At 61.8% G+C, this 18323-nt stretch carries 8 protein-coding genes and 1 pseudogene; 2 read left to right on the top strand and 7 right to left on the bottom strand.

Annotated features, from left to right (window positions below; genetic code table 11):
* Positions 1-59: 59 nt before the first annotated feature.
* From GA0061102_RS09245 to bcoG, 5 genes are read right to left on the bottom strand one after another with little or no spacing between them, the layout of a single operon-like run.
* Positions 60-842, bottom strand: coding sequence for a carnitinyl-CoA dehydratase (locus GA0061102_RS09245; protein WP_092846155.1), 783 nt, complete (start codon positions 840-842; stop codon positions 60-62).
* Between the two features lie 6 nt (positions 843-848).
* Positions 849-2906: an acetate--CoA ligase family protein gene (locus tag GA0061102_RS09240; RefSeq protein WP_092846153.1), complete on the bottom strand. Its 2058-nt coding sequence runs from the start codon at positions 2904-2906 to the stop codon at positions 849-851.
* A gap of 4 nt (positions 2907-2910) precedes the next feature.
* A complete protein-coding gene (locus GA0061102_RS09235) occupies positions 2911-4071 on the bottom strand; it encodes an acyl-CoA dehydrogenase family protein (protein ID WP_092846151.1) in 1161 nt (386 codons plus the stop codon).
* Positions 4072-4083: 12 nt separating this feature from the next.
* Positions 4084-5574 (bottom strand): carnitine 3-dehydrogenase, encoded by a 1491-nt coding sequence (locus GA0061102_RS09230; protein ID WP_092846149.1) that lies wholly within the window; start codon positions 5572-5574, stop codon positions 4084-4086.
* Positions 5575-5581: 7 nt separating this feature from the next.
* On the bottom strand, positions 5582-6484 hold the full coding sequence (gene bcoG, locus GA0061102_RS09225) for a 3-dehydrocarnitine:acetyl-CoA trimethylamine transferase BcoG (protein ID WP_092846147.1): 903 nt from the start codon (positions 6482-6484) through the stop codon (positions 5582-5584).
* Positions 6485-6590: 106 nt separating this feature from the next.
* On the opposite strand from bcoG, the gene GA0061102_RS09220 reads away from it, so the two are divergent.
* Positions 6591-7583 (top strand): GlxA family transcriptional regulator, encoded by a 993-nt coding sequence (locus tag GA0061102_RS09220; protein ID WP_092846145.1) that lies wholly within the window; start codon positions 6591-6593, stop codon positions 7581-7583.
* Positions 7584-7672: 89 nt separating this feature from the next.
* Here the strand turns inward: GA0061102_RS09220 and GA0061102_RS09215 are convergent.
* Both GA0061102_RS09215 and GA0061102_RS09210 read right to left on the bottom strand, forming a co-directional pair.
* Positions 7673-8199: pseudogene (locus GA0061102_RS09215) on the bottom strand (dihydrofolate reductase family protein).
* A 552-nt stretch (positions 8200-8751) separates the two neighbouring features.
* A complete protein-coding gene (locus tag GA0061102_RS09210) occupies positions 8752-10410 on the bottom strand; it encodes a winged helix-turn-helix domain-containing tetratricopeptide repeat protein (RefSeq protein ID WP_092846143.1) in 1659 nt (552 codons plus the stop codon).
* A gap of 261 nt (positions 10411-10671) precedes the next feature.
* On the opposite strand from GA0061102_RS09210, the gene GA0061102_RS09205 reads away from it, so the two are divergent.
* Complete coding sequence (locus GA0061102_RS09205) at positions 10672-18300, top strand: beta strand repeat-containing protein (RefSeq protein ID WP_092846141.1); 7629 nt, start codon at positions 10672-10674, stop codon at positions 18298-18300.
* Positions 18301-18323 lie beyond the last annotated feature (23 nt).

Here is an 18323-nt window from a genome sequence, read left to right as displayed (position 1 = left end):
TCCGCCTGAAGCCTGATGCCCGCGACCATGCGGGAAAATGCAGCGGTTGCCGCCGCCTCTCACTTTCCTTTCCAGATTGGGGCACGCTTTTCGGCGAATGCCCGCGCGCCTTCCAATTGATCTTCGCTCGAATAGAGGACATCGACTGTCGCAAACTGCCGTTTGGTGATCTTGTTCATGGCAGTCTGAAACGTCGTTCCCTCCGCTTCCCTGACGATTTCCTTGATGGCAGCGTAGACGAGCGGCGGGCCGCTGGCGAGCAGGCGGGCCAGTTCCCACGCCCTGTCCATCAGCTTGTCGGCCACGACGATCTCGTTGACGAAGCCCCAGCGATGCGCCTCCTCGACATTAAGCCAGCGACCGGTCAGCAGCATGTCCATCGCAATGTGATAGGGGATGCGCTTCGGCAATTTGATCGACGCAGCATCTGCCACCGTACCGGAGCGGATTTCCGGCAGCGCGAAGGTGGCGTGCGGGGCGGCGATAATCAGATCGGTGGAAAGCGCAATCTCCAGGCCGCCACCGCAACAGATGCCGTTGACGGCGCAGATGACAGGCTTGTTGAGATCGCGCAACTCCTGCAGACCGCCAAAGCCGCCAACACCGTAATCGCCGTCAACCGCGTCGCCGGCTGCCGCAGCCTTCAAATCCCAGCCGGCGGAAAAGAATTTCTCGCCCGCACCGGTGATGATGGCGACACGCAGATCCGGGTTGTCGCGGAAGTCGCGAAAGATCAGCCCCATATTGCGGCTCGTCGCCAAGTCGATGGCATTCGCCTTCGGCCTGTTAATGATGACCTCAAGAATACCGTTGTCGCTTCGGGTGCGAATGGGGTCTTGCAACTTCTGCTACCTCCTTCGCCGGATGAGAGCATCCGCGGCCACGACGCCGCGGGATTCTGGTAGAACCATCAATGGATTAATGTCCAGTTCCTCTAGCCGTGCGGCATTCTTTACGACATATTCTGCCGTTGATACGACGGCATCGGCAACCATTTCAAGACTGCTTCCCGCATTGCCGCGATAACCTTCTATCAGCTTACGGACTTTGAGCCGCGAAATCCGGTCCATGACCTCGGCTTTCGTGACCGGAAGCGGCAAAACGACGGAATCTTCAAGCAATTCCACGAGGATTCCGCCTGCACCGACCGTCAGGGTCAAGCCGACGACCGGATCGCGGACCGCTCCGACGATCAATTCCGCAAGAGGGCGATCGACCATGCGTTCGACGAGAAATCCGCGAGCGACATGGCTCATGCTCTCCGCCGCATCTCGGACGCCATTCCTATCCCATAGGTTGAGTTTGACGGCACCGACATCGGACTTGTGCTCGACACCGAGCGCCTTGAGCGCGACCGGGAAGCCGAGCTGCTCTGCGCAGTCGGCCGCCTCGCTCGCCGTAGCGGCGGTCTTGCCACGCGGGACTATAAGGCCTGCGGCTGCGAGCTCGGCCTTGGCCGCAGCCTCGCTCAGCGTTTCCATTTCGCCCGCTTCGGTCCGCGTGCTGAGGAGCGGCAATGGTTGCGGTCTCTCCCAGGCGTCGGCGATCCCGCTGGCAATGTCTGCTGCCGCCAAGGCCTCGCTGATGCCGCAGAGCGGCACGATGCCGGCTTCGATCAATTGCTGGGCGATGGCTTCCGGCATGTTTTCGGGCAGCGTCGCCAGAATGCCGGCGCGGGAACCTGTTTGCCTTGCGGCGGCGGCGACGGCCGAAACGGTGATCATCCAGTCCGCGCCGTCGCAGCGATCCTCGCGCGGAAAGTCGAGAACGAGGAGATTGAGGGCATAGCCGCCGGCGAACATGGCGCTAAAGGCTTCCGTCTGCCGCTCAAGATCGCCCCAGACGAAGGTGTGGTAGTCGAGCGGATTGGAAAGCGTCACCATCTGGCCGAGGCTCGCGCGAAGCGCTGGCAGCTGTTCGGCCTTCAGGGCGCGGAACTCGACATTGAGACCGACTGCGGCATCGGCCATCAGCGAGGCCTCGCCGCCCGAACAGCTCATCGAGGAAATGGCGTTGCTCTCAAGCGGGCCTGCGACATGCAGAAGTTTCAACGTCTCGATCAGCTCCGGCAGCGTCGTGACACGGCCGATGCCGAGGCGATTGAGAACGGCGTCTGCAACCGCATCGCTGCCGGCGAGCGAGGCCGTATGCGAAACGGTGGCGCGCTGCGCCTGTTCGGATTTTCCGACCTTCAGCGCGACGACGGGTTTCTTCAAATCCCTGGCGCGCATTGCGAGAGCTTCCAGCGCCCTGATATCGCCGAAACCTTCGATATGCAGGCCGACCGCTGTGACGCGAGGATCCGCGAGAACGGCTTGGGCGAGATCCGACAGGCCGGTCTGCGCCTGGTTGCCCGCGGTCATCAGATAGCTGATGGGCAGGCCGCGCCTCTGCATGCTGAGATTGATGGCGATATTCGAAGATTGGGTGAGGATCGCAACGCCGCGCTCGCTGCGCACAATGCCATGCTGATCCGGCCACAGCAGCGCGCCGTCGAGACCGTTGATCATGCCGTAGCAGTTCGGCCCGACGATCGGCATGGAGCCGGCGGCTTCGACGAGAACCCGCTGCAGATCCGCCCCATCCGCAAGTTCCGCAACCGCCTCGCTGAAGCCAGAGGCATAGCAGACCGCACCACCGGCACCCCTTTCGGAGAGATTGCGCACGATATCGACGGTGAGCGTCCTGTTGACGCCGACGAAGGCGGCGTCAGGCGCGTCAGGCAGTTCGGCGACCGACCGGTAGCAACGGCGGCCGAGGACACTTTCCTGTGTCGGATGCACCGGCCAGATCTCGCCGGCAAATCCCATGAGATCGCATTGCTCGATGACGCGTCGCGCCTCGCGGCCGCCGAAGACGGCGATCGTTCTGGGTCGGATGAGACGGTCGAGCGAGCGCTGCGTCATGGGCTCATGCTCCGAACGGCCGAAGCAGGTCGCGGCTGATGATGTGCCGCTGGATTTCCGAGGTGCCGTCCCAGATGCGCTCGACGCGAGCGTCACGCCAGAAGCGGGCCAGCGGCAGGTCGTCCATCAATCCCATGCCGCCGAAGATCTGGATCGCTTCGTCGGTGACGCGGGCAAGCATTTCCGAGGCATAGAGCTTGGCCGACGCAATCTCGCGGTTGGCCGGGATGCCGGCATCCAGTTTCCAGGCCGCTGATAATGTCAGGAGGTCGGCGGCGTCAATTTCGGTGATCATGTCGGCAAGCTTGAACGACACGCCCTGATTGGCACCGATCGGTTTGCCGAATTGCTTGCGCTCGGCGGCATAGGGCAGCGCAAGGTCGAAGACCCTGCGGGCTCGCCCGACGCAGGTCGCAGCGACGGTCAGCCGCGTTCCGTAGAGCCATTGATTGGCAAGATCGAAGCCGCGATGCACCTCGCCAAGCACCTGCGACTTCGGCAGGCGGCAATCGGTGAAGTTCAGGATGCAGTTGTGATAGCCGCGATGGGAGACCGAGTCATAGCCCTTCAGGATCTCGAACCCCGGCGTGCCGCGATCGACCAGGAAGGCGGTGATCTTCTTCTTGACACCCCTGTGAGTGTCTTCCTCGCCGGTTGCGGCAAAGACGATGACGAAATCGGCGACATCGGCATGCGAGATGAAATGCTTCGCGCCGTTGAGCACGAAGTCATCGCCATCCTGCCGTGCCGCGCATTTCATGCCGCGCATGTCGGAGCCGGCGTCCGGTTCGGTGATGGCAAGCGCGTCTATGCGTTCGCCATGCACGGCCGGCAGGAGATAACGCTCGCGCTGCTCGCCTTCGCAGGCCATCAGAATGCCTGAGGGGCGGCCGAAGAAGACTGTCAGTGCCATCGAGCCCCGGCCGAGTTCCCGCTCCACAAGCGTGAAGGTCAGATGATCGAGGCCAGCGCCGCCGATCTCCTCAGGAAAGCCGCAGGCATAGAAGCCGAGTTCGATGCATTTGCGCTTGATGTCCTGCCCAAGATCCGGCGGCACAATACCGGTGCGTTCGACCTCGTTCTCGTGCGGATAGATCTCCGTCTCCACGAAGTCCCGGACCGTCTTGACGATCATTTCCTGTTCTTCGCTGAGTCCGAAATTCACGATCGCTTCCCCCTAGCGTTTTTGTCCCACATGACGGCCGGCTCCCTCCGGCATCGGTAAAGCGGCATGCGCCGCAACGATCGGCCTTAGTTTGGCCAGCACCTCCTCCGGTGCGGCCGTGGCCTTGCCCGCCTTGGCATCGACATGCAGCAGCATCTGTTCGGCGGTGGCGACGACATCGCCGCTCACTGTGTCGTGCAGCGCATGGAAAACATGCAGCCGCTTTTCATCAGACGCGAGGATCTGCGCAGTCGAATGGATGGCCTGACCAAGCTTGGCCTCGCCGAGATGCCGGATATGGGTCTCCACCGTATAGTAGCTGTGGCCGCGCTCGACATAGTCCATATCGACGCCGATCAGGCGCAGCAGCGCGTCCGAGGTGTCGCCGAACACCTGCAGATAGCGATGCTCGGTCATATGGCCATTGTAGTCGACCCAGGCCGGGCTGACCTTGGTGTCGATCAGACGCAGCGGCTTTGCGATGTCCAAGCCCTGCTTCTCGCCGCCGCCTGCCGACCAAAGATGCTGCTCGAAATCCTTGAGCAGCTTGCCGGCGCCCCAGCCCTTGCCGCCGTGGCTTCCCTTCAGGCTTTGGAGGATGCCAACGAGGTTTTCGTCGCGGATGCGCTCCAGTTCGCGGATCGACAGGCCATCGGCCTGCTCGTCCGACTGCCGGCCGATCTTTTCGACGAGGGCATCATCGAGATCGACGACGTCCATCAGCTTTGTCCAGTTCCACTGCAATGCGGGGCCGAACTGCGCCAGGAAGTGACGCATGCCCGCTTCGCCGCCGGCGATGCGATAGGTCTGGAACAGCCCCATCTGTGCCCAACGCAGGCCGAAGGAATAGCGGATGACATCGTCCAGCGTCTCGACGGTGCAGATATCGTCCTTGATCAGCCACAACGCCTCGCGCCAGAGCGCTTCCAGCAGGCGGTCGCCGACAAAAGCCTCGATCTCCTTGGCGATATGCACGCCCTTCATGCCGATCGGCGGCAGCCTGTCCATGGCGGCCTGGATTGTCGCAGCACTGGTCTTTTCGCCGCCGACGATCTCGACGAGCGGTAGGAGATAGACCGGATTGTAGGGATGAGCGACGAAGAGCCGTTCGGGATGGCGCATGTCGCGCTGCAGATCGGTCGGCAGCAGCCCGGAAGTGGACGAGCCGATCAAGGCATCCGGCCGTGCGGCCGCATCGATCTGTGTCAACACGTTGCGCTTGAGATCAAGCCGCTCGGGCACGCTTTCCTGGATCCAGTCGGCACCGTCTACGGCCGCTTCCAGCGTGTCCCGGAATGTGAGCTTGCCGCGCGGCGGAAGCGGTGCGCCGGTCAGCATCGCATAGACTTTTTCAGCATTGGCAAGCACTTCGCCGACGATGCGTTTCGCCTCTGGATGCGGATCGTAGACATCGACATCGATGCCCGCCAGCAGGAAGCGGGCGATCCATCCGCCGCCGATGACGCCGCCGCCGATGCAGGCAGCCTTGTTGATCTTGGTCATGCCGGCCTCAGCGCTTCGTCAGTTTCAGTTTCTTGCGGACATCTTCGGGGCCGATGATGCGCGCGCCCATGCCCTCGACCACCTGCACGGCCTTTTCGACGAGCTGCGCGTTGGTCCCGAGCATGCCCTTTCCGGCATAGAGATTGTCTTCAAGCCCGACGCGGACATTGCCGCCGGCAAGGATTGCAGCCGCCGGATAGGCCATGGCGTTGCGACCGATGGAAAAGGCCGAGAAGGTCCAGCTTTTGGGAACGTTATTGACCATCGCCATGAAGGTGTTCAGGTCGTCGGGCGCCCCCCAGGGGATGCCCATGCAGAGCTGGATGAGAACCGGGTCCTCAATGAGACCCTCCTCGGCAAGCTGCTTGGCAAACCAGAGATGACCGGTATCGAAGGCCTCGATCTCAGGACGAACACCGAGATCGGTCATCTTCTTCGCCATGGCCCTCAGCATCGAGGGCGTATTGGTCATGACATAGTCGCCGAGACTGAAATTCATCGTACCGCAATCGAGCGTGCAGATTTCCGGCAGGCATTCGGCGACATGGCTGACACGCTCGGTGGCGCCCGCCATGTCCGTGCCCCTGGCATTCAACGGCAATGGGCTTTCGACATCGCCGAAAATCAGGTCTCCGCCCATGCCGGCCGTCAGGTTCAGCACGACATCGACATCGGCCGAACGGATGCGGTCCGTGACCTCCTTGTAGAGATCGTTGCGGCGGCTGGCAGCACCCGTCTCCGGATCGCGGACATGGCAGTGAACCACCGCTGCCCCGGCCTTGGCGGCATCGATCGCGGATTCCGCAATCTGCTTGGGAGTGATCGGAACATGGCTGGATTTGGAAACCGTGTCGCCGGCACCGGTCACGGCACAGGTGATGAAGACGTCGCGATTCATCGCAAGAGGCATTTTTGTTCTCCCTCGTATTGAGGACATTACGAGCCATGAGACGCCTTCTTGCTTTGCATTATCAGAAGTATTCGATACAGTTTCGGAACGATCAAAGGAATGCTGAATGCTGACATCAGCCAATGAGACGCTCGACATCGACCTTCTGATCCTCCCGGAGACGAACCTGATTTTGATCGCTTCGGTCATCGAGCCATTGCGCGGGGCCAACCGTATTTCCGGGGCGGAGCTTTATCGCTGGCGGCTCTTCACGCCGGATGGTTCGCCGGCGGAAACGACCAGCCAGATCCCTGTGCCCGCATCGTCCGGTTTCCGGTCGACTTCGGATACGGCGCCGCTCTTCGTGCTCGCCAGCTACAATTGGCAGCGCAGCGCGACGCAGGCGTTGAAAATGCAACTGTCGCAAACCGCACGCCACCGTTCGATGGTTGCCGGCATCGAGTCCGGCACCTGGCTGCTTGCCGAAGCGAGCCTGCTCGACAATGTTTCGGCCGCTGTGCACTGGGAGGATTTCGACGATTTCGCGCTTGCCTATCCGCAGGTGAGGGCCGTCAAGGACCGTTTCGTGATCGACGGCAAGCGCATTACCACGGCCGGTTCGTTGCCGACGGTCGATCTCATGCTGGAAATCATCCGCCGGCGGCAGGGCTATTCGCTGGCGCTCGAGGTCAGCCGTTTGTTCATCTACGAGCCGGCATCCGGCCAAAATGCGGTGGAACTCTCACCGTCGACCGCCGGTCTGCGCATGCGCGATCCCCGCGTCGCTCAGGCCATCCGCTTGATGGAAGACCATATCGAACAGCCATTGCTTTTGGCGCGCCTGGCGCGGCGCGTCGGCGTCAGCGCCCGCCACCTGCAGGCGCTCTTTCAAGATAGCATCGGCGCGCCACCGCATGTGCACTATCTGGCACTCCGACTGAATGCCGCACGACGCAAGGTCATCGAAACCAAAGATTCTTTTGCCGATATAGCCGCCGCGACCGGCTTCAATTCCGCCTCGGCATTTTCCCGCAGCTACAGGGCAAGCTTTTCCGAAAGCCCGTCCGGTACGCGCCGCAGGCTGCGTGGCCGCGCTACGGCTGCGGCAGAGCCGACATAGGCTATTGTAAGCTTGGTAGCGAAGGGCTTGAGGACGAGCTGATTGACAGCTCAGTTTGCGTTTTCGCCGTGCTGCGGATCACGAGTATACTACTCGACGCTACCAGCAAAACTAACCTCAGCGGCATTCTTAGGCTCCATTCGGTAATGCAGCCGGACGCAGCTCTTGTCGAGCGCTTTGGCGCTTACGAGCTTAGGACTTGCACGAAAACCGGTGAGCGGAAAGAGCGGAAGGCCACCGCCGAGTAGTTCCGGCATTACATAGATTTCGATCTCATCCAGAGCGCCACGCTCCATGAAAGCCATCTGCAGTTGTCCGCCAGCAGGCATCCAGACGTCACCGTCATTGAGTGCACGCAGCTCCGCGATGAGAGTATCGACATCGCTACGAACAATGAGAGGTGCCTTTGGATCATCGATCGGTCGGGAGGTGACCACGATGACGCATTGGTCGGCGTAGCCCAAGGCGACGGCGCCTTCGCGATGAAATCATACGTGCCACGCCCCATGACGACGGTGCGAATGCCCTACAGGAAAACGCCGTAATCGTGTTCGCCGAGATCCAGGTCACCATACTGGTACAGCCACTCAAGACCGTCGTGCTCGGAGACGATCATCCCATGCAGGCTGGTTGTGATGGTGTTGAATCAATTTCTACCGACATTGCGCTTGATGAATTGGATTATTTTTCGAGGAAGTTTCGTATCAGGCGTGTGATCAGACTAAGGTCCAATGTTCTAAGCGTTTGATTTGGGTTATTGCCATTTCGCCCCCGGTTGCTGACACTAGCATCGCTCGTGTCGGCGGCCCGCCCTGTCACCTGAGTAACCTCAGGTGACAGGGCTTATCTGCTCGCTTTCCATAGGGCATTCCTTCAGTCGCTAGGGGCTGAATGGGCGGGTTCCATTCCAATGGTACCGTCTTTGTTCGGTGCATTACGATTGATTTTATAGCTTCGTTCGCCACAGTTCATGGTGTTGCCGGCATGTGGCTATATCGCTGTGGATTCATGCCGAGACGCAGCCTTCGGCCCGCCTCAAACCAACCGGCATATCTCCTCAGAGCGAGCAATTTTGCACCTGGCCACTCGCGTTCTCGGCCATGTCTGGCGGTAAGCGCGATACTCAATCTTTGCCAAAACTCGACGCTTCACCTTTGCCGCTGGATCATCACTTCTCGGGCAACCCGGCCTCAACTATGAGTCTCATAATGCGCTCCTGGGCCTTGAGAAAAACAGGGCTTGTGTTGTTGCTGGGCGGCGGTGCATTTAGCGCTGTCGAACCTGGTCTAAGCTCCATCCCTTTTGCAACGGCGACCTTTGCTTCGGCTATTCGGCCCAGTTGCTGATAGGCTGCCGCCATCAGAAAATAGATGCGCCCGCTGGCCGGCGTGATCTTGATCGATCGCTCCAGCCAGGGCAGCGCTTCGTCGGCGCGGCCCATAAGCATGCAAGCCCAGCCCGCTCCGATCCCCCATGTCCAGCGCGCGACTTGGGGCGTATCGAAACGGTCCGCTTGCTTGAACGTCGCAAGCGCATCATCGAAGCGCCCCAAAAAGATCTGTGCGAGGCCGGTGAGGTAGAGCGCGCTGCCGTCCCAGGGGTCTAGAGCGAGCGCCTTTCCGCATGCCACCAGGCTCTCGGCGAACCGGTTCGTCGCCGACAGATACCGGCAATGTGTTGCGAGCACCGGGATGTAGTTGGGATGCGTGTGCAATGCGCGCTCCATGATTACGCCGACACCATTGACGACCGCCTGGCGCTCCGTGTCGGGAAACCACGACAACTGAATCCCGCGTAATTTGAAGGCCGCAAGCGCAACTCGCAGATCGACATTGTCGGCGTCGTCCGCAAGAGCCTTTTCCAGCATCGCCTCAGCGGTGCGAAAGCGCTCCAACGTCGTGTGATTGATCGAGGCGGTTGCCTGTTCGATAGTGGCTTTGGCGGTGCCCGTCGGCCCGCCATCCACTGAACCATTGCCTGACGTCAGAAGCGCGTTGATCCGCTGGGCGAGAGCGTCGCCGATAGCGGCGGTCAGGCGCGTTCGCTGGAGCTGAGGATCAATGTCTGTCAGGTTAACCGATAGGGATGTCGACCACTTGACCGCGCCGGTTGCCGGTTCGATCATATGGGCGCGCAGGCTCCATGTCGTTTCGGTCTTTTCCAATTCGCTGTTTAAGACAAGATCGGCTTTCTTTATGGCCGCGCCAGGCGGAACCACCACGCGGATGGTCTCGATTTTTGCCAACCCGTCTGTCAGGTCACTAATGACGCCGGCCGCCATTCGAGCGACCGCCGGATCGCTGCTCGCCATTGCCATGGGCAATATTGCCACATTTGGTGGCGAAGCTGCGAAAATATTGGGAAGCATCATTGCTGGAATTGTCAAAGCCGTCACGCCGACCGCTGCCATAGCGATCAGTACGGCGCGGCGCCGCACCTTGCTGCTGCGCCAACCTACCGTCAGCTCGCTTTCGGTTTGAGATCCGATTTTCGAGAGGACTGCTTGCTGTGGGTTGGCGTCGGTCGAACCCGACACCTCGGCCTCAAACAGGTAGCCACGCCCCGCGATCGCGCGTATCAATTCGCGCTTCTCGTCGCCTAGTGCTGCGCGAATTTCCCGAATGCACTGAAACAGATTGTCCTCGCCGACGTGAACGTCCGGCCAGATCGCCGTCATCAATTCGTGCTTGCTGAGGACCCTGCCGGGTCTGGTCGCAAACAGGCGCAGCAAATCGAAAGACTTCGGCCTCAGCTTGATAGTTTCACCATCGAGCCTGCGCAATTCGGAGCGCTTCTCATCGAGTTCAAAGCCGGCAAATTGGAGCACCGATCCCCCTCTCTCCTGCGATAGTTCCATATTCCGGCACAGTGCCACTAATCACGTAAGTCAGCCAAAAACCATGAATATTCGTGGGTTTCAGCGGAATTTCAGCAAAATTTCAGGGCTTCCGCCACGGCCAATCAGGACGTCTCCCGGCTGGTGCTGCCAAAAAGCGCATGGACGACAACAAATACGGAATCACGAGAATGGCAAGCGGCTTCTGATCGCCGTGAACCCGAACTCTGCAATTTCGGGCCGGGGGAATTTATGTCTGCACGAGTGTTCTCGAAATCCGCGCGTGGCTTCAGGAGCGGTCTGTTCCAGGCCGGGCTTCTGGCCTCGACGGCGCTGGTGCATTCGACGGCGGTGCTGGCGCAGTCGCTGCCGACGGGCGGGCAGGTGGCGGCCGGCAGTGCGACCATCGGGACACCGTCGGCAGGGGCACTGACGATCAACCAGACGAGCGGCAGCGTCGTCGTCAACTGGCAGAGCTTCGATGTCGGCAAGGGCAACCGCGTCACCTTCGTCCAGCCCGATGCCAATGCCGCCATCCTCAATCGCGTCACCGGTGAGACAAGCTCGACCATCGCCGGTCAGATCAACGCCAATGGCCAGGTCTACCTGATCAATCCGAACGGCATTGCCATTACCAAGACCGGGACGATCAAGGCCGGGGCCTTCGTCGCCTCGACGCTCGGCATCTCCGACGACGACTTCATGGCCGGCAAGCGAAGCTTCACCGGCAATGGCGCCTCGGCGCCGGTGACGAATGCCGGTGCGATCACCATCAACCGCGGCGGCTACATGGCGCTGATCGGCGGCACGGTCGCCAATAGCGGTGTCATCACCGTACCGATGGGCAAAGCGGCCCTCGGATCCGGCGAACAGGCAACGCTCGATCTGTCCGGCGACGGTTTTCTGCAGGTGGCAGTACCGACCAAGGCGGGCGGCAGTGGGGCGCTGGTCGAGAACAGCGGCAAGATCTCGGCGAGGGGCGGCACGGTGCAGCTGACGGCGGCAGCGGCCAAGGACATGGCGCGGCAGGCGGTCAACATGTCGGGGACGATCGAGGCGAGGGGTGTGTCGGGGCGAAGCGGCGATATCGTGCTGTCTGGCGGCGATGGCGAGGTTGCTGTTACCGGCAAGATCGATGCGAGCAGCAGGCACGGCTCGGGCGGCAAGGTGCAGGTGACGGGCCGCAAGATCACGCTGGCCGGTGCGAAGATCAATGCCTCTGGCAAGACCGGCGGCGGCACGGTCAATGTCGGTGGCGAGCGTCAGGGTAAGGGCACGCTGCAGCATGCGGAGACGCTGACGGTCGATGCCGATACGGTCATCCGTGCCGATGCGATCACCACCGGCCATGGCGGCAATGTCGTGCTGTGGTCGGATGATCTGACGGGCTTTGCCGGCACGATCACGGCCAGGGGCGGGGCGCTCTCCGGCAATGGCGGCGAAGTGGAGGTCTCGGGCAAGGCGCTTCTCTCCTATGCCGGTCTGACCGATCTGACGGCGGCGCATGGTTCCGTCGGCAATCTGCTGCTTGATCCCTACAATGTGACGATCTCGACGGCGACGGACAGCAACTCCTCCGGCTTCACAGCCAGCGGCAATGACAGCGTCATCAATGTCAACACGCTCACCAATGCGCTGCAGACGGCCAATGTCACGGTGACGACGGGTTCGTCTGGCGCACAAGACGGCAATATCACGGTCACGGCTCCTATCGCGTGGAACTCGAGCGCTACGCTAACGCTGTCGGCGGCCAACAATATCAACATCAATGCTGCGATCGGTGCTGCAGCCGGCGGCTTGACGCTCGCCTCCGGCGGTACGATCTCGGCGCCCGCGGCGGTCTCGGTCGCCCGGTTCAACCTGACCTCGGGCAACTGGGTGCAGAACGCTGCAGTACTACCCAATTTCGCGACGGCGAGCTTTATGATCGGAGGCGGCTCGTTCCTGCGCGTCACCGGCGGTGATGGCAGCAGTACCTCGCCCTACCTGTTGCAGGACGTTTACGGGCTGCAAGGCATTGGTTCATTGTCGTCTTATCTCAACGCCAGCTGGGCGCTGACGCGGGACATTGACGCCTCCGGCACTGCGACCTGGAACGGAGGAAGCGGTTTCAGTCCCATCGGCGTGGATGCCTCTTGGACGATCCTCAACGACCATAATGGCTACAACGCCGCCTTCGACGGCCGTAGTCACACGATCACCGGCCTGGCCATCAACCGGCCGAACATGAACGCTGCCGGCCTGTTCGGTTACATCGGCTCAAATGGCAGCGTCACCGGTCTCGGCCTGGTCGACGCAAGCGTCTCGGCGCGAACCTATATCGGTGCGCTCGCAGGCCAGAACTACGGCGCGATCAGCCAGACCTACGCCACCGGCACCATCTCGAGCTCCGGCTGGTACGCTGGCGGGCTTACTGGCCTGAACAAGGGTGAGATCAGCCAAGCCTATACCACTAGCCGCGTCTCGGGTAACGGCGTGTATTTCGGCGGGCTCGTGGGCTACAATGACGGCACGATTACCCAAGCCTATGCCACCGGTAACGTTTCGAGCAGCAGTTTCGTTGGTGGTCTCACTGGTTATAACAATGGTGCGATCAGCCAAGCCTATGCTACCGGCAGCATTTCGGGCAGCAATTTCGTCGGCGGCCTCACCGGAGATAGCTATGGTGACATCAGCCAAGCCTGTGCAACAGGTGCCGTCTCGGGCAGTGGCTTGTCCGTCGGCGGTTTTGCCGGGCGGAATTTGGGCACGATTACGGCTTCCTATTTCGATACCGGCACGAGCGGCCAGTCATCCGGCGTCGGCACGAACTCTGGCTCCGCCGGCGTCACCGGCCTGACCACAGCGCAGGCGCGCAGCGCGTCGAGCTACTCGAGCTGGAATTTTTCCACCGACTGGTACCAGTCCGGCGATCTGCGCCCGATCGGTCGCTGGGAAGCGGCAGCGCCGGATGCAGACGGCGGCGCCACCATCTCCAACCTCCACCAGCTTGTGCTCGCGGGTGCGAACCTCGCTGGCCGCTACAAGCTCGCGGGCGATATCGACGCCAGCGCCACATCCGGCGCCAACACCGCGGGCATTTTCTCCACAAGCGGCTGGGTGCCCATCGGCAACGGCAGCGCCGCCTTCACCGGCAGCTTCGACAGCGCGGGGCACACTATCTCCGGGCTGACCATTAACAATCCAAGCACTGACTATGTCGGCCTGTTCGGCATGATCGGCCAAGGCGGCAGCGTTACCAATCTTGGTTTGCTCGGTGCCAGTGTCACGGGATCCAACTATGTTGGCAGCCTCGCCGGCGATAATCTAGGCACAATCAGCCAAGCCTATGCCTCGGGTAGCGTCGTCGCCAACGGCCACATTGTCGGCGGGCTCGTCGGCCAGAACGACGGGACGATCAGGCAGGCCTATGCCACAACCAGCGTCTCGGGCAGCAATTTCGTCGGCGCCAATTCCTCTTTCAGCACGATCAGCCAAGCCTATGCTGCCGGCAGCGTCGCCGGCAACTCTGCGGGCGGCCTGGTCGGCTATAACGCCGGCACGATCAGCGAGACCTGGGCCTCTGGCAGTGTTTCGGGTGACCATTACGTCGGCGGCCTCGTCGGCTCCACCATCGGCGGCACGATCACGGCCTCGTATTTCGATATGGGCACGACCGGACAGCCCTACGGTGTCAGCTACACCCCCAGCACTGCCGGCGTCACCGGCCTGACCACGACACAGGCGCGCAGTGCGTCGAGCTATTTCGGGTGGGATTTTGCCAATGTCTGGTACCAGTCCAGCGACCTTCGGCCGATCCTGCGGTCGGAAGCGGCCACTGCGGATCTAAACGGTATCATCAGCATCTCCAACCTGCACCAACTCGTGCTGGCTGGCGCGAACCTCGCCGGCGGCTACAAGCTCGCGGGTAATATCGATGCCAGCGCAACATCCGGTGCCAACGCCGCCGACATCTTCTCCACCAGCGGCTGGGTGCCTATCGGCACCTACGGCACCACCTTCACCGGCAGTCTCGACGGCGCCGGCCATACGATCACCGGATTGACCATCAATCGACCAAGCACTGATTTTGTTGGCCTGTTCGGTTATATCGGCTCGACCGGCAGCGTCACCAATCTTAGTCTGGTCGGTGCGAGCGTTTCGGGCTTCGGTTACGTCGGCACGCTCGCCGGCCGGAACGATGGCACGATCAGCCGGGCCTCCGCCACCGGCAGCGTTTGGAGCAACGACGAGGACCATGGTGCCGGCGGGCTCGTCGGCATCAACCAAGGCGCAATCAGCCAAGCCTGGGCTGAGGCCAGCGTCTCCGGCTACACTGCGGGTGGTCTTGTCGGTGGCAACGCAGGTACGATCAGTCAGGCCTATGTCTCTGCGGCCGGCAGCGTTACGGCTGGCGACCGCGCGGGCGGGCTCGTCGGCATCAATGACGGCATTATCAGTCAGAGCTATTCCGCCGGCAGCGTTTCGGGCAGCTTCTACGTCGGCGGCCTCGCCGCCATCAATGGTGGTACAATCAGCCAGGCCTATGCCACCGGCAGCGCCTCGGGCAGCGGCTATTACGTCGGCGGTCTCGTCGCCTTCAATGGCGGCGCAATCAACCAAACCTATGCCACCGGCGCTGCGTTAAGCACCTACTGGAACGCCAACCTTGGCAATCTCGTTGCAATTAACGCCCCTAGCGGCACGATCACGGCCTCAATTTCTATCGACAGCGATGGGGGCGCGCCGCCGGACAGTACCGCCTTCAACGCCCGCGCTACCGCCCTGGGCTGGGACTTGGCTTCCGTCTGGGCGCCGGCCGGCTCAGGTTCCTATGCCAGGCTTTATGGCGCCTCGGACGTGATCGCAGTCAAGGCCACCTCCAGCCGCGTCTACGGCGACGCCGGCGGGACGCAGATCTCGACTTATTACGGCGTGAAGCCTGGCGATTTTGTCACCACTCCCGCCACGGTCGTCTCCAGCGCCGACGGCACCTCGGGTGTCGGCAACTACGGCGCGACTGTCAGCAACACGGCTGTGACGAGCGCCGGCGGCAGAACATACAGCTTCGTCTATCTCCCTGGGACGGAAACCGTCACGGCGCGGCCGATCACGGTAACGGCGGACGCGCAGTCGAAGGCTTATGGCGACGCCAATCCGGCTTTGACGTACACGGTCGGGGGTGCGGGCCTTGTCAACAACGACGCGCTCTCCGGCTCGCAGGTGACCACAGCAGGCCAATATTCCAATGTCGGTAGCTATGCGATCAGCCAGGGGACGCTCGCGGCTTCCAGTAACTATGCCCTGACCTATGTCGGGGACAATCTCACTGTGAATCCGCGAGCGCTGACGGTGACGGCGGATGCACGCTCGAAAACCTATGGCGATGCCAATCCGACGTTGACCTACACCGTCGGGGGCGCAGGTCTTGTCAACAATGACATGCTCACCGGCTCGCTCTCGACCTCGGCGGCGCAGTATTCCAATGTCGGTGCCTACACGATCAGCCAGGGGACGCTCGCAGCGTCCGGCAACTACGCCCTGACCTATGTCGCGGCGGACCTCACCGTGAACCCGCGAGCCTTGACGGTGACGGCGGATGCACTGTCGAAAGCCTATGGCGACACCAATCCCGCGCTGACTTACAACATTACCAGCGGTAGCCTCGTCAATAGCGACACACTCTCGGGCTCGCTCTCGACCGCGGCGGGGCAGTATTCGAATGTGGGCAGCTACGGCATCACTCTCGGCAGCCTCGGCAATGCCAATTACGCGATCACCTATAACGGCGCCGACCTGACCATCAACCCGCGGGCGCTGACGGTGACTGCGGATGCCCGGTCGAAGGCCTATGGCGATACCAACCCGACGCTGACCTACGCAAGCTCGGGCCTCGTCAACAACGATACGCTCTCCGGCTCGCTCTCGACCTCGGCGGGACAGTATTCGAATGTGGGTGGCTACGGCATCACTCTCGGCAGCCTCGGCAATGCCAATTACGCGATCACTTATCATGGCGCCGACCTGACAATCACTCCGCGAGCGTTGACGGTGACGGCGGATGCACTGTCGAAAGCCTATGGTGACGCCAATCCGACGTTGACCTACACGGTTGGCGGTGCGGGCCTGGTCAACAACGACATGCTCTCCGGTTCGCTGTCGACGACAGCGGGGCAGTATTCGAATGTCGGTGCCTATGCGATCGCGCAGGGCTCGCTCGCGAACGCAAACTACGCCATCACCTATACCGGGGCGAACCTCACCGTGAACCCGCGGGCACTGACGGTGACGGCGGATGCGCTGTCGAAAGCCTATGGTGACGCCAATCCAACGTTGACCTACACGGTTGGCGGTGCGGGCCTGGTCAACAATGACGTGCTCTCCGGCTCGCTGTCGACCGCGGCGGCGCTATATTCGAATGTCGGTGCCTATGCCATCACGCAAGGATCGCTGGCGAACACAAACTACGCCATCACCTTCACCGGTGCAGACCTGACAATCAACAAGCGGGCAATCACGGTTGCGGCCAACAATCAAAGCCGTGCCTATGGCGATGCCAATCCGGCGCTGAGCTATACGATCGGTGGCGCAGGTCTCGTCAACAATGACAGCCTCACCGGCAGCCTGGCGACCGTGGCGACGGCTGCTTCCGGTATCGGCGTCTATGCTATCTCGCAGAGGACGCTTGCCGCCTCCGGCAACTACGATCTGAGCTTCACCGTTGCGGACCTGACGATCAACAAGCGGGCGATCACGGTTGCGGCCAACAATCAGAACCGTGCCTATGGCGATGCCAATCCGGCGCTGAGCTACACGATCGGTGGCGCAGGTCTCGTCAACAATGACAGCCTCACCGGCGGCCTGACGACCTTGGCGACGGCTGCCTCCGATGTCGGTATCTATGCCATTTCGCAGGGGACGCTTGCCGCCTCCGGCAATTACGATCTGAGCTTCACCGCTGCGGACCTGACGATCAGCAAGCGGGCGATCACGGTTGCGGCCAACAATGCCAGCCGTGCCTATGGCGATGCCAATCCGGCGCTGAGCTACACGATCGGCGGCGCAGGTCTCGTCAACAATGACAGCCTTGCCGGCGGCCTGACCACGGCGGCCACCGCCACCTCCAATGTCGGCAACCATGCGATCACCCAGGGCTCGCTTGCCGCCTCCGGCAATTATGACCTGACCTTCGTTGATGGCAATCTTCTGATCACCCCGCGCGCGCTCACCGTCGCCGCGAGCAATGCAAGCCGCATCTATGGTGATGCCAATCCGGTCTTCGGCTACACCGTCTCGGGCCTCATCAATGGCGACACGCTGACGGGCAGTCTTGCAAGCTCGGCTGCGACCGGCTCCGGCATCGGCACCTATGCGATCGGTCTCGGTACGCTCGGCAATGCCAACTACGCCATCGGCTACACCGGCAGCAATCTGACGGTGACGCCGCGCGCCATCACGGTGACCGCCAACAACGCCAGCCGGTTCAGCGGCGTCGCCAATCCGCTCTTCACCTACACGATCGGCGCTGCCGGCCTCGTCAATGGCGACCGCCTCTTCGGTCAGCTGGCGACCGCGGCCGACCGAGTTTCCGGACCGGGCAGCTATGCCATCAGCCAAGGAACGCTGACAGCCTCGGCCAACTACGATCTCAGCTTCATCGGCGGCGTACTGACGGTGACCGCCACAAGCCCGACGACGGAGCTGGCAAGCATCAACACGCCGCGCAGCTTCGCCCCCGATACGCCGCCGCTGCCGCCGGTCCAGGGGCAAGACGGCGTCCCGACCTTCGCCGGCGATGGGACAGGCAATGATGGCAGCCCTTATATCGTTGATCCGCGCTTCGACGGTACCGTCGTCTGCCTCGGCGATGGCGCGGCCTGTGTCGTGCAACCGGCGCCATGAGACGGAATTGATGCAACGCTAAC

The sequence above is a fragment of the Martinezella miluonensis genome, from assembly GCF_900094545.1.
Classification (GTDB): domain Bacteria; phylum Pseudomonadota; class Alphaproteobacteria; order Rhizobiales; family Rhizobiaceae; genus Rhizobium; species Rhizobium miluonense.
This window is presented reverse-complemented; position numbering and strand designations above follow the sequence as displayed.